The 13,867-nt window shown below is 57.3% G+C and carries 9 protein-coding genes and 1 tRNA gene; 8 read left to right on the plus strand and 2 right to left on the minus strand.

The annotated features are described in order from the left end of the window. Positions 1-283 precede the first annotated feature (283 nt). The 3 genes from dusB (at position 284) to dnaG (ending at position 5,115) form a co-directional block, all read left to right on the plus strand. Complete coding sequence (gene dusB, locus CZ322_RS06305; protein ID WP_087070635.1) at positions 284-1,537, plus strand: tRNA dihydrouridine synthase DusB; 1,254 nt, start codon at positions 284-286, stop codon at positions 1,535-1,537. A 102-nt stretch (positions 1,538-1,639) separates the two neighbouring features. Next, a complete protein-coding gene (locus tag CZ322_RS06310; RefSeq protein ID WP_087070636.1) occupies positions 1,640-2,890 on the plus strand; it encodes a deoxyguanosinetriphosphate triphosphohydrolase in 1,251 nt (416 codons plus the stop codon). Between the two features lie 128 nt (positions 2,891-3,018). Next, complete coding sequence (dnaG, locus tag CZ322_RS06315; protein WP_200807181.1) at positions 3,019-5,115, plus strand: DNA primase; 2,097 nt, start codon at positions 3,019-3,021, stop codon at positions 5,113-5,115. A 28-nt stretch (positions 5,116-5,143) separates the two neighbouring features. On the opposite strand, the gene CZ322_RS06320 is transcribed toward dnaG, so the two are convergent. Continuing rightward, positions 5,144-5,902 carry an IclR family transcriptional regulator gene (locus CZ322_RS06320; protein ID WP_087070638.1) on the minus strand — a complete coding sequence of 253 codons (759 nt, stop codon included), beginning with the start codon at positions 5,900-5,902 and terminating at the stop codon, positions 5,144-5,146. Positions 5,903-6,275: 373 nt separating this feature from the next. Here CZ322_RS06320 and CZ322_RS06325 point away from each other — a divergent pair, with 373 nt between their 5' ends. The 5 genes from CZ322_RS06325 (at position 6,276) to CZ322_RS06345 (ending at position 11,993) form a co-directional block, all read left to right on the plus strand. Then, positions 6,276-7,559: an enolase C-terminal domain-like protein gene (locus CZ322_RS06325; RefSeq protein WP_087070639.1), complete on the plus strand. Its 1,284-nt coding sequence runs from the start codon at positions 6,276-6,278 to the stop codon at positions 7,557-7,559. A gap of 136 nt (positions 7,560-7,695) precedes the next feature. After that, a complete protein-coding gene (locus CZ322_RS06330) occupies positions 7,696-9,153 on the plus strand; it encodes a GntP family permease (protein ID WP_016442581.1) in 1,458 nt (485 codons plus the stop codon). A 146-nt stretch (positions 9,154-9,299) separates the two neighbouring features. Further along, the gene (locus CZ322_RS06335) at positions 9,300-10,724 is read left to right on the plus strand and encodes an IS3 family transposase (RefSeq protein ID WP_087069845.1); all 1,425 of its coding nucleotides are present in this window, start codon (positions 9,300-9,302) and stop codon (positions 10,722-10,724) included. Between the two features lie 144 nt (positions 10,725-10,868). Beyond that, complete coding sequence (locus CZ322_RS06340) at positions 10,869-11,759, plus strand: dihydrodipicolinate synthase family protein (RefSeq protein WP_087070640.1); 891 nt, start codon at positions 10,869-10,871, stop codon at positions 11,757-11,759. 160 nt (positions 11,760-11,919) lie between these two features. Next, positions 11,920-11,993, plus strand: a tRNA-Ile gene (locus tag CZ322_RS06345). Positions 11,994-12,490: 497 nt separating this feature from the next. On the opposite strand, the gene CZ322_RS06350 is transcribed toward CZ322_RS06345, so the two are convergent. Continuing rightward, a complete protein-coding gene (locus tag CZ322_RS06350; RefSeq protein WP_087070641.1) occupies positions 12,491-13,858 on the minus strand; it encodes a GntP family permease in 1,368 nt (455 codons plus the stop codon). Positions 13,859-13,867 lie beyond the last annotated feature (9 nt).

Below are 13,867 nucleotides of genomic sequence, written 5' to 3' on the forward strand. Positions count from 1 at the left end.
GTGTGCCTTCCTGATAGAAAATGTAGAACCGAGGCCAGGTAGCCGAAGCTAACTGCTCACGTGTGGTGGTGACACCTACTTCCCAGCCACGGCCGGAGAGTTTGGCCCCTACGCGGCGTGGGCGGTGCGGGAAGAACGCAATCTGCCTGGGAACTCTGGCGAGTTCACTTGCAGCCTACCGTGATGCAGGTCATATAGCTGGGTGTTTAGCTCACGGAATAACTCTCGCTGCTGGCCGTGCGGTACCCTCATCCATGACGCAGGAAGGGAAGAAGGGAAGCATATGGCGGAGAATGCCGCATGGCCGGCGATTCAGCTGGGCGATCTGACTCTGGCCACGCCGGTCATGCTCGCGCCGATGGCCGGCGTGACCAACCCGCCTTTCCGCCAGCTCTGCCGTGAAGAAGCCGAAGCGGGAATTCGGCGCGCGATGGCCAGCAGTGCACCGGATGCGCCCTCCCCAGAACCCCACGCGCCCGGCTCCTACGCCCCAGCCGGGCTGTGGGTGTGCGAAATGATTACCTCCCGGGCACTGCTGGAACGCACCCCGGAAACCATGACCATGATCCAGCCCGATCCGAGCGATCCGGTGCGATCCATCCAGCTCTACGGGGTGGAACCCAAGGTGGTGGCCGCGGCGGTGCGGCTCCTCATCGAGGAAAACCGCGCGGACCACATCGATATTAACTTCGGCTGCCCGGCCCCCAAAGTCACCCGCAAAGGGGGCGGTTCGGCCCTGCCGTGGAAACTGGATTTGTACGAGGACCTCGTGCGAGAGGCCACCGCAGCAGCGAGCGCCGCGAACCGCGGGCGCGATCACGCCGTACCCATCACCGTGAAATTCCGGATCGGGATCGACGCCGCCCACGAAACTTTCCGGGACGTGGCCCGCATCTCCGAAGATTACGGGGTCGCCGGGCTCACCTTGCACGCGCGCACCACCGCGCAGCATTACGCCGGCCACGCGAACTGGGATTTTATTGCAGAGCTCGTAGACTCCACGGACCTGCCCGTCTTTGGTAACGGTGATGTTTTCGACGCCGCAGATGCCGCCGCGCTGCGCGCCCATACCGGCTGCGCCGGGGTGGCTGTCGGGCGCGGCTGCCAGGGCCGGCCCTGGATTTTCTATGATCTGGCTGCTCTCATGCACGGGGCTAGCGCCCAGCGCCGCCCCACGTTGCGCGAAGTCGCCGCGATGATCGAGCGCCATGCCCGCCTCTCGGTGGAGCATTTCGGAAGCGAAAATAAAGCCATGCGGGAGCTGCGCAAGCACATCACCTGGTATCTCAAGGGCTTCGCGGTGGGTGGGGAAACCCGCCACTCGCTGGGGCTGGTCTCCACCCTGGAGGAACTCCACGAACGCCTCCAGGCCCTGGACTTGGATCAGCCTTATCCGGCGGCTGCGGAAGGTAAACGCGGGCGCGCAGGCGGGGAAAAACGCCCGCATCTTCCCGATGGCTGGCTCGATTCGCGCGAGCTTACCCCGGAGCAAGCGGCCCGAATCCACGAAGCCGAACTCGATATTTCCGGCGGCTAAACCAACCACGCCGCGGCGCTTGCCTCAGGCCCGGTGCCCCGCCCGTCACGACCGCACCGCTCGCCGCCACCGCACCGCCCGCGGGCTTGGTACCCTCTAGCTGTGACGGATTTATTTGGGGCGGCCGAAGTTTACGGGCCGGATGACCGCGAGCGCTGGGTGCATGAACCACCCAAATCCCGTTCGCGTACCGATTTTGAACGCGACCGCGCGCGGGTGCTGCATTCTTCGGCGCTGCGCCGCCTGGGCGCGAAAACTCAGGTGCTCGGGCCTGAATCGGATGATTTTGTGCGCACCCGCCTCACCCATTCCCTCGAAGTGGCCCAAATTGGGCGCTCGCTGGCGAAAAACTTTGGATGCGACCCGGATATCGTGGAAACCGCGTGTTTGTGCCATGACCTCGGGCACCCGCCCTTCGGGCACAACGGGGAGCGGGCCCTCGCGGAAGTGGGGGAGGAGATCGGCGGTTTCGAAGGCAATGCCCAAACCCTGCGCATCCTCACCCGCCTGGAACCGAAACGCACTACCCGCACTGGGCGCCCGGCGGGCCTCAACCTCACCCGCGCCACCCTGGATGCGGTGATCAAATACCCGTGGGGTAATAACGAAGGCCCGGGCGGCACCCCGAAATTCAATTACTACCGCGATGATGCTGATATTTTCGAGTGGATCCACGGAGAACACGGGCACAACCGCTGCGTCGAAGCCCAAATCATGGATCTGGCCGATGATATTGCCTATAGCGTCCACGATGTTGAAGATGCGATCGCCCGCGGATTCTTCGACCCGTCCTGCCTGACCGACCCGGGGGAGCGCCAGAAAGTCGTGGAGGATACCCTGGCCTGGTATGGCGAACCGAGCGCGGGCGAGCTTTCTGATGCGCTTGACCGCCTGCTGCGCGAAGAAGCCTGGCCGGTGCACTTCGGTGGCAACTACCGTGATTTTGCCCGCATGAAGGACCTCACCTCCGACCTCATCGGCCGTTTTGTTTCCGCCGTATGCCAGGCAACCTGGGCGCAGTCCGGGCATGGCAAATTGGTGCGCTACAACGGTAACGTCGTCGTACCACCAGAAACTTTTGCCGAAATTACGGTTCTCAAAGGGATCGCGGTGGCCTATGTTATGGCTCCGCGCGAACACGAACCGCATTACGTGGAGCAGCGCGCCATTATTTTCGACCTCGTCGAGGCGCTCTTGGAGAATCCGGATGAGTTGGAGCCGCATCTGGCGGAATTGTGGGCGAGCAGCGATAAGGACGCGCGGCTGCGTTTGGTGATTGACCAGGTTGCTTCGCTCACCGATCTCTCGGCGCGGCAGTGGCACGCGCACCTGTGCGGGATGCTGCGGCACTGATGTTCCGGCACTGATGTTCCGGCGCCCGCGGCCCCGGCGTGCGCCGCGGTTCGCGCGTGCGGAACGCGGTGAGCGCGTGAAACGGTTCGAGCGTGCGCTGCGCGGCGGGCTCGCTTAGACTAGGCGGCATGGCCGGGCTCATCAAAAGGGAAGACATCGATCGGGTGCGCGCCGCGGTGCGGATCGACGACGTCGCCTCCCAGTACGTGGTCCTGCGCCCCGGTGGGGTGGACTCCCTCAAAGGCCTGTGCCCCTTCCATGACGAGAAAACTCCGTCCTTCCACGTGCGCCCGAACCTGGGGCGCTGGCATTGCTTTGGCTGCGGGGAAGGCGGCGACGTTTTCGCTTTCGTGCAGCGGGCCGAAAGTATTGATTTTGTGGAGGCGGTTGAGCTGCTGGCGCGGCGCGCCGGAATCGAGCTGCATTACGAGGGCGCGCGTGAACGGCGGCCGGGGGAGCCGTCCAAGCGGCGGCTCATCGATGCGCACCGGGTTGCCGTGCAGTTCTATCGCGCCCAATTCGATACCCCGGCGGCGGCCCCGGCCCGCACGCTCCTGGCCGAACGTGGTTTTGAGCGGGCGGCCGTTGACCATTTTGAATGCGGCTACGCCCCGGACTCCTGGGACGCGCTCTATACGCACCTGCGCAGCCACGGCTTTTCCGACCGGGAAATCGAAACGGCGGGCCTGGCCACCCGGGGCAACCGCGGGCTCTACGACCGTTTCCGCGGGCGGCTCATGTGGCCGATTTTCTCCATCACCGGCGAACCTATCGGCTTCGGGGCGCGCCGCCTCGGGGAGGATGACCGCGGCCCGAAATACCTCAATACCCCCGAAACACCGATCTACAAAAAATCGCAGGTGCTGTACGGCCTCAACCTCGCGAAAAAGGAGATCGCGACCTCGCGTTCCGTGGTCATCGTGGAGGGCTATACGGACGTCATGGCCGCGCACCTGGCCGGAATCACCACGGCGGTAGCAACGTGTGGTACAGCTTTCGGGGCGGAGCACGTCAAAATTGTGCGGCGGCTTTTGGGCGACGGCGCCAATCCGGCCGCCGGGGTGGTGCTCTCCTCCGGGAAGGCTTACGGCGGCGAGGTTATTTTTACGTTCGACGGCGATAGTGCCGGCCAGAAGGCAGCTTTGCGTGCTTTCGGGGAAGATCAGGCTTTCGCCACCCAAACCTACGTGGCGATTGCGCCGGATAATCTGGATCCCTGCGATGTGCGGCTCCAGCGCGGGGATGAGGCGCTGCGCGAGGTAATCGCCGGGCGGCGCCCCCTTTTCGAATTCGCGATTCGCTCCCTGATTGAGGACCTTCCGCTCACCACCGCGGAGGGCCGCAGCGCCGGGCTACGGGTGAGCGCGCCGATTGTGGCGGGGATTAGAGATCGGGTACTGCGCGGGGAATACACCCGGAATCTGGCCGGCTGGCTCGGCATGGATGAGCACGTGGTGCGCCAGGCGGTGGCGGAAGCCGGGCGCCAGGGGCGAGCCCAGGCGCGCGCGGTGCTGGAGGCAGCCAGCGAGCACACCCCGAGGGCGCTAGCGGCCGGCGGTGCGCAGCAGGCGGGAGTCGCGGTGCAGCCGGGGAATGCGCCGTCGTACCAGGCGGCAGCGCAAAGGACGGGTACAGTGCAGGGGAGTGCGGCCGATGCCGGTACCCACCGGGCGGCGACCTTGCCGCCGGTGTCGCAGCTGCGTGACCCTACCGAAAAAGTCGAGCGGGCTGCGCTGGAGATTTATCTTCAGCTTCCGGCTTTTGCGGCACGGGCGGAGATGGATAATCTGCCTCCGCATACGTTCACCCATCCGGTGCACCACGCCATTCATACGGCGATTCGGGCGGCGGGCGGAACCCGAGTATTTGCCGAGCGCTTCGCGCAGCTGACCGGCGCGGGTATGGACGTAGAACACGCCGAGCCCCAGGCGAGTGCCGCTTACGTGGAGGCGGTGATTGCGGCCGGTGGCCCGGAGCTAGCCGGAGTGATTTCCCAGCTCGCCGCCGAGCCGCTCCCGGAGACCGATGTGCAGCGCCTCCCGCACTATGTGTGGGGGATTGCCCTCGCGCTCATTCGGCTAGGTGTGCTACGCCAAATCGAGGACGTGCGTTCCGCGCTCCAGCGCACCAATCCGGAAGATGCCGCCTACCAGCAGCACTTCGCCCGCCTCATGGAACTCGAGGCGCAGCGCCGCACATGTGAGGAGCGCATGGAGCTGGGGTAGTTCACTCCAAATACTCGGTTGATTATTCTCAGGATTCTTTAGCACCAAGAGAACGCGAGATCTTTGCTGCGGTTTGTTTAACTTGAGGAACCAAGGCAATGACTTCGTCCATGCTTTTCTCCAATGTTAAAGTCGTGATTGATAATGCATGGTTCACCCGTCCAAGATGGTTGCGAATAGGGACGGCAACACATCGAATTCCGGGAACATTCTCTTCGTCGTCAATAGCGAACCCGCGGTCACGAACTGTGTCGATTTCTTTTATCAGTTCAGCGGTTGTCGAAATAGTTCGGGGTGTATGTTTAGGGAGTTGCATCTCTGCCACGTAACGAATGATCGCCTCATCCTCTTCCTCGGCGAGGAAACACTTACCAATTGAAGTTGAATGGAGAGGAAGCCGATCCCCAATTCGTGATGGTATGCGGTACGGGGTATCAGTTTCTTGTATGGCAACATAAACGGCATCTTTACCGTTCCTCGCCCCAATGTGCACTTGGCACCCAACTTCGCGGGCAAGTTGTCGGATGTAGGGTTTCGTTTGTTGAGAGATGTCGATTCTTTCGAATGCTGTTGCGGCGAGTGACAAAGCAGCCGGTCCGGCGTAATAGTTTCCGTCAGGGCTTACCGCAATGAACTCGTACTTCACCAAAGTTTGGAGAAGGCGATGCACACTAGATTTTGCCAGGCCGGTCGCGTTAACGATGTCGGTAAAACGGGGGTGTTGCAGTGCTGCCTGAAGAACAATGAGAGTTTTATCGGCTGCGCTCGGGCTCTGTTTGGTACTCAAGAGAAGAACCTTCTTCTAGATCGATACGGACCACCAGTTCCATTTTATGGAACTCAATTGTAGATGGTTGACTGTTGCTTGTGCGCCTCCTCTCGTAAGGAGCCTTGAGGAACCGGAAACGATTCAAAGTCATGCGGGAAGAGTCGCCCCGCATTTGTTTTGAACCTGAAATTATTATTTCCTGTAGCTTTGGCGAGATTATGAGAATGTGTGAAGGGTGTCATACCTAAATACTAAACCCGCGTATTTGTGCAGTTTTACGCACTGGGTGCAAATCTTGGTCGCAAAAGGTCCTAGGATAGTTCCCCAAATGGGACTAGGGTTCATGACGTGGAACTTCCACGGTGGGTAACTAAAACAAAGGAGTTTACTCGTGAGTAAGATTACCGGCGTAAAAACGTACGATTTTCGATTCCCCACATCTAACACGCTCTCTGGCTCGGATGCGATGAATCCCGACCCTGACTACTCGTCGGCTTATGTGGAGATTTCTACTGATGCTGATGATGGAATTATCGGTGTTGGGTTTGTGTTCACCATTGGTCGTGGAAATGATGTTGTTTGCGCGGCAATGAACTCTATGGCTCACACGCTCGTCGGGCGTAATGTTGAAGAGCTGCTCGACAATATGCGACTCGCGTGGGATCTGCTCGTAGGGGATTCCCAACTGCGGTGGCTTGGTCCCGAGAAGGGCGTGGAGCATATGGCTATCGGTGCATTGCTCTCAGCGCTTTGGGATATTAAAGCCAAGCGTGCTGGAAAGCCTCTGTGGCGCCTGCTGGGTGAAATGGAACCGGAAGAGTTGGTCGCAACTCTTGATTTCCGTTATCTTTCTGATGCGCTTCGTCCTGAAGAAGCTATTGAGTTCCTAAAGGACGGTCAGCGTGGTAAGCAAGAAAGAATTGCCAACCTTCTTGAAAATGGCTACCCCGGGTATTCCACTGCCGCGGGTTGGCTAGGGTACTCAGATGAAAAGATGGTCTCGCTGTGTAAGGAAGAGACTCAAGAAAAAGGGTTTAAGCTTATCAAGCTGAAGGTGGGGCGCCGCGTCGAGGATGATATTCGGCGTCTTGGGTTAGCTCGCGAAGCGATTGGTCCCGATGTAAAGTTGGCTGTTGATGCTAACCAGGTGTGGGACGTTCCTGATGCGATTTCTTGGATTAACGAATTCCATGATTTCGATTTGGCTTGGGTTGAAGAGCCGACTTCGCCGGATGATGTGGTGGGACACGCAACCATTGCACGCGCTATTAATCCGATTCCTGTAGCAACTGGCGAACATATGCAGAACAGGATCATGTTCAAGCAGTATCTCCAAATGAATGCGTTTGGAATCATGCAGATTGATGCAACCCGTGTTGCGGGCCCGCAGGAACTGGTTATCGAATACCTGCTTGCCAAGAAGTTTAATAAGCCTGTCTGCCCGCACGCTGGCGGCGTTGGCCTATGCGAAGCTGTGGCGCACTTTGCGATGTTTGATTACGTCGCGGTATCCGGAACTATGGAGAACCGGTTGATTGAGTACGTTGATAACCAACATGAACACTTTGTGCACCCGACAGTTATCAAGAATGGCAACTATATGCCGCAAACGGCTCCCGGCAACGGTGCTGAGATGACTCAGGCAACCGCTGAAAAGTACCTCTACCGAGGCTAATTCTCCCGGGAAAACCACGTTCCACTGCCGCACGCGGGCTAAATAAATAGCTGTCGCTGCTTGCTATTGGTAATCCATTTGGATTCCCCGCGTGCGGCAGTGCGGACGCTGCACTCGTCAGAAAAAGGAAATATAGATGAATGCTTTACTTGTAGGTGTGAGTCAGCTACAAAGCTCAATACCCCAGGGACTTTTACCTTTCGCTCGCGATATCCCGGAAGTAAGTCTTAACCCGGCAGCGCTTCTCATCAGTATCGTAACCGGCGTTGCCATCCTCATTATTTTGGTTAGCTGGGCGAAAGTTCACCCCTTCCTCGCGATTATGCTTGCGGCCCTGATTACCGGAATTGGGTCCGGGTTCGGGCTGATGAACACCGTCCACGCCTTCCTTGACGGCTTTGGAGACACCACTAAAAGTGTCGGTATCTTAGTCGGTATCGGTGCAATGCTGGGTGCGGTTTTGATGGTAACGGGAGCGACCGGCGTTTTAGTTGACGTTCTGATTTCGAAGTCGTCTCGCAAGATGCTCCCTTGGACTATGGCTCTCATCGGGTCTCTTATTGGGTTGCCCCTGTTCTTTGATGTTGGACTGATCATCATGGCTCCGGTGATCATCATGGTTACGCGGAAATCTAAGATGCCCCTTATGATGATCGCGATGCCAGCCCTGGCGGGCCTTTGTGCGATGCAGGCACTCGTTCCTCCACACCCCGGGCCCACCGCCGCTCTCCAAACCTTTGAGAATGGTTCCATGGGTATCACGATGGGTATGGGCATTGTCCTTGCTATTCCTCTCGTTATTATCTGCGGACCGCTGTTCGCGAAGTACTCGACGCGTATCGTGCCGCGTGGTGCGCCGGACACGTTCGCTATGGCGGATAAAGAGGACGGTGTTGAAGGTCGTCGTAAGCCTTCCTTCGGGTTGTCTCTGCTTTGTGTCACCATGCCGGCCATTCTTCTCTTGATCACTTCAATTATCATGATGGTCCGCCCTGACCTTCACGATTCCAAGGAAATGGGTGCTCAGATTTTGCAGTTTATCGGGAATCCCGAGATTGCCCTTCTGATTTCACTGGTATTTGCATCTCTCACGCTTTTCGTTACGACAAGGTACCCGTGGGAAAAGCTCAACGATGAAGCCGGGAAATCGTTACGTCCCATTGCTGGAATTGTATTTATCCTCGGAGCTGGTGGCGGTTTCAAGAACCTTCTGATTGATACCGGCATTGGAGATATGATCACTAAGTTTGTAGAAAACACAAATATATCGATCATCTTGATCGCTTGGGTGATTGCGGTGTTCGTGCGTGTGGCTACAGGATCCTCGACCGTTTCGGCCATTACTACGGCCGGCATTCTGGAGCCGACAGCCACTGCGCTTGCTTATGATCCGATCCAAACAGGTCTTCTTGTCCTTGCAATCGGTGCTGGGTCGTTTATTTTCTCCTTCGTAAACGATGCGGGCCTTTGGCTGGTAAAGGAATACTTCGGGTTCACTCTTCCCGAGATGTTTAAGACCTGGACAGTGATGACATGTTTGATCTCCATTGTTGGGCTAGTTCTGGTTTGGGGTCTTGGACTCTTCCTGTTGTAGTGTAAATTCAATAATTTGAATTGGTCCTAACGTAGGGCTATCGCTGGCCGGCGTGTTCAATGATTCAGCGCGCCGGTCAGCGATGTTTCCTACGGTACTTATGGGGGTGCGGACGGTTTCCTAGAGATTTTTAAGGAGAACGTTCAATGAGTAAGCGTACGTACACGAGAGAGCAGATCCGTAAAGCCCTCACCACCTACCAACGCACGCAATCGGTAACCGCCACAGTCCGTAAACTGGGCTACCCAGGCCGAGACACGCTCTACAAATGGATCCGGAATAGCAACGAGAAACCAGAGCAGAGAAAACCGAAGAAACACGCCCCTAACCAGAAAATATCAACGGACGTGAAAGTAACTGCCTGCAAGCGATTCCGCAGCGGGGAAAACGCCTACACTATCGCCCAGGATCTAGGAATCGTGAACTGCACAAACATCTATGCTTGGGTTAAAAAGTGGGATGCGGAAGGCAGTCTAGGACTCATGAACGAGAAAGAATGCGACCAGATCAAAGCGAAAACCCGCCACCAACTGGAAGCCCAGCTACCCCAAGACCCGGAAGAATTACGTGCTCTTGTAGCCGATTTAATCGTGCAGAAACGCGTCTTGAAAGCCCAGCTCGAGCTAGCAAAAAAAGGAAAAGCCCGCACAGGCGGGCGCAGTGAAGCGGTAGAGAAAACACGGGTAGCTAACCAGCTACGCTCTACCACGCCGCTAGCCATGGTCTTAGATACCTTGGATTTGCCGGCAAGCTCGTACTATTACACCGCTAAACAGCTAGAGCGGCCTGACAAGCATGCTCGCTTGCGTGAGTTGATCGCTCAGATCGCGCGCGAGGGCTTGTATACGTATGGGTATCGGCGTATCCGTTTAGCGCTTAGAAAGCTTGGGTATGTGGTCTCGGAGAAAGTCATCCAGCGCTTGATGCGGGAAGAGGAAATCCCGGTCAGGTATGCCAAAGCACGCCGGAAGTACTCTAGTTACGGCGGGGAGATCAGCCCGGCACCGGAAAACCTAGTCGAGCGTGACTTCCACGCTGATGAGCCCGGACGGCTTTGGCTCACGGATATCAGCGAGTTCCACGCAGCTAACGGGAAGGTTTATCTCTCCCCGATTATTGACTGTTATGACGGGAAAGTCGTGGCGTATACGAGGGGATTACACCCAACCTCAGTGTTGGCTGATTCCTCCCTTGAAAACGCCCTGGCAACCCTCCCGCACCAGCGTCTAAACGAGCTACAAGCCGGCCAGAGTGAGCATCCACTCGTGATCCATTCGGATCGGGGAGTCCACTACCGGTCTGTGTCCTGGATTGAGCTTACGCGGCGTTACGGGTTGACGCGGTCGATGTCGAAGAAGGGGTGTAGTCCGGATAATTCTGCTTGTGAGGGGTTTTTCGGGCGGATGAAAACCGAGATTTATCACGGGAAGAAGTGGGCTACAACCGATGAGTTATGCGAGGCGATAGACGAGTATATGTTCTTCTATAACCAGAAGCGTATTACCTTGAAGTTCGATGGTTTAACGATTGTGGAGCATCGTCAAGCGGTTTTAAGCGATAATGTCCAATAAACAGTCCGCAGCCCCTATTGTCTTCTAGTGTTTTGCGCGGGTATGGATTCGCATTCCTCCTGTTATCGTTCGAAGTAAGTCGCAATGATGCGTGAGACATGGAAATGGGTAGCTTTTATTTGCCCAAACCTGGAAGGGGTTGGAATGTTTTCTGGTGTGTATTGCCCGTCGGTCACGTTGATCGACGATTCGGGTGCGATTGATTATCCGGCGATGGCTGCCCATATTGATCGTCTTGCCGAGTCCGGGCTCAACGGGGTGCTCTTCTTCGGCTCGATTGGGGAGTTTTTCTCTTTCTCCACTGAGGAGAAGGCCGAGTTCTTGAAGTTCGCGGTCAAGCAGGCCGCGGGGCGTTTCCAGGTGTTGGCCGGTGTGAGCGCGGCGCGTTTGGGTGAGGTGCTGGAGAATATCGCGGCTGCTGAGGCGGCTGGTGTGGATGGGGTGGTGGCCCTCCCGCCGTTCTATTTCGGGCATTCGCACGGGCGGGCGCTTGATTTTTATGACGCTGTTGCGGGCGCGACGGCCCTTCCTGTTATGCTCTATAACTTCCCGGAGCGCACGGGTGCGGATTTAACTCCGGAATTGGTGGCTGAGCTGGCTGCCCGGCACGAAAATATTGTGGCGCTCAAGGATACGGTGGATACCCAGAGTCATACGCGGCGGGTGATTCGCGAGGTGCGGAAGGTGCGCCCGGATTTCGCGGTGCTTTCTGGTTTTGATGAGTATTACATTGGGAATCGGGTGTGTGGCGGGGCCGGGGTGCTCTCTGGCTTGACGAATTTGATTCCGGAGGTGTTTGCGGCGATGCATGCGGCGTATGAGGCCGGGGATGTTACGCGCGCGGCTGCGGAGCTCGAAAAGATTACGCGTTTGGCTGCGGTGTATGAGATTGGTGATATTTTCATTGCTGCGATTAAGGAGGGTGTGCGTTTGTGCGGGGTGGAGTGCTCGCCGTTGATGCGTGCCCCGCAGGTCCCGTTGAGTGCGGAGGATTCGGAGAAAATCGCGACGCTGCTGCGCGACGTACGCGCATAGATTTAGCCGACAAGTTTCTATTTTTCAAAAGCTGGGCGTTCCGGTCTGACGCACTCTAAAGGCCGGAACGCCCTTGTATTCTACCTGTTTTCTTGGATGTGAAAGATGAGCCTGATGATTGGGGCTCAGACCAATTAGGAGCTGTTAGAATTTACGCGCTGCCCCCGTAGCTCAGCAGGTTAGAGCAGTGGACTCATAATCCATCGGTCGCGGGTTCAAGTCCTGCCGGGGGCACTATGTGATGTCCCGCGTCATAGTTCCGCCAGCTACGTGGGATTTTCGTGTATTTGGACTTGGAGTTCATTGACTTTTTAGACGAGGAGTCCAGTAGCTTCTTCGACAATATATCCACCTACTTTTGACACGGTTACCCGGCCAGTGGTCGGCCTGTGGGGTGGCAGTAACGCCGACCGCCGGCGAGTGTTGAGTGGTGGTATCGGTAGGGATGCTTGGGCGCCGGGCGAGATTGCCTGTTCGGTGAGGGGGTGCAGTTTTGGTTGCGCTGGGTGTGCATTTTCCTTGCGCTAGGCATGCAATTCGTATTGCGCTAGGCGTGCAGTTTTAACTTGCGTTTGACAATCGCGTAAGACGCGCGGATTTAACTCGTGCTTGACGCCCACGGAAGCATTTCATTCAGGGGGGTGCGTGAGGAAGTTAAACATGTACGCACCCGTGGTGGGTGTAGATCCAGCCCGCGGGTGCGTACACGTGGTTTTGTGAGTTTGAGTTTTCTAGACGATGAGGTAGACCAGGGAGCAGAAACCGAAGGATACGAGGGATATTACTGAGGTGAACGTGGTCCACATCTTCAGATTCGTTTTCGTATCTACTTGCAGGAAGCCACCTACTAGCCAGAACCCGGAATCGTTGACGTGGGAAGCGAAGAAGGATCCTGCTCCCATCGCCACCACGACGAGCGCGGTTTGGATGTCATTGAGTCCGGCACCCGACACGGTAGCCGCGAGCAAGGCCGCGGTGGTTTGGATGGCCACGGTTGCTGAGCCTTGCGCGACTCGTAGTGCCAGGGAGATAAGGTAGGCAGCCAGGAGCAAGGGAATACCAAGATCGGCTAGCGTGTTAGCAAGCGCGGTACCGATACCGGTTTCGCGTAACACGGAACCGAACATGCCACCAGCACCGGCGACCATGACGATCGCGGCTACTGATTTGAACCCGGCGTCGTTGATCTTATCGATATTCTTCCAGGGTACTTTACGTACATAACCCAAAATGATTGAAGCTACGAGTGCGGTAACGAACAGGGCGACAGCGGTTTCACCGAAGAATTTCAGGGCGCTTGCCCAGGCAGCGTTTTCCGGGATGATTCCAGCTGATTGAAGGGTACTGGTGACCGTGTTACCGGTAATCAACAAGATCGGGAGCATGAGGATGAAGAGAACGGTCGCGAAGGCGGGTTCTTTCCCGGGTAGTTCACGCCCGGATTCTTTCGATCCGAGAACGTTAGGGATGGGAACATCAAACCGCTTGGAGAGCCACAATGCGAAGCGGTAGCCGGCCAGGTACCAGGTGGGAATCGCGACGATCAAACCAACCAGGAGCACGGTCCCGATGTTGATGTTCATTGTGGTAGCGGCGGCTACTGGTCCGGGGTGGGGTGGCATGAGTCCGTGCATGACCTGGAATGCGCCGGCTGCTGGTAGGGCATACAGCAAGACTGGTCCGCCCAGGCGGCGGGCAACGGAGAAGATGATCGGGAACATGACGATGAGCCCGGCGTCGAAGAAAATCGGGAAGCCGAACAAGAGCGAGGCTACCGAGAGGGCGAGGGGTGCTCGTTTCTCACCGAACCAACGTAGCAGGGTTTGGGCGAGTACTTCAGCGCCTCCGGATTGTTCGAGCATACGCCCGATGATTGCTCCGAACCCGATAATGAGAGCGAGTTTGCCAACGGTGCCTGAGAACCCGGTGAGCAGCATATCGAATAGTTCGCTGACTGGGACTCCGGTAGCGATAGCAGTCAGAGCTGATACGAGGATAAGCGCAACTGTGGCGTTGACTTTGAATACGATGATGAGGAAGAGTAAAACGGCTATCGCTGCTAGAGCGATACCGAGGAGGCCTCCTGTTGTGAGAGTCATGAGTGCTCC

It is taken from the genome of Actinotignum timonense (genome assembly GCF_900155575.1).
GTDB classification, from domain to species: Bacteria; Actinomycetota; Actinomycetes; order Actinomycetales; family Actinomycetaceae; genus Actinotignum; species Actinotignum timonense.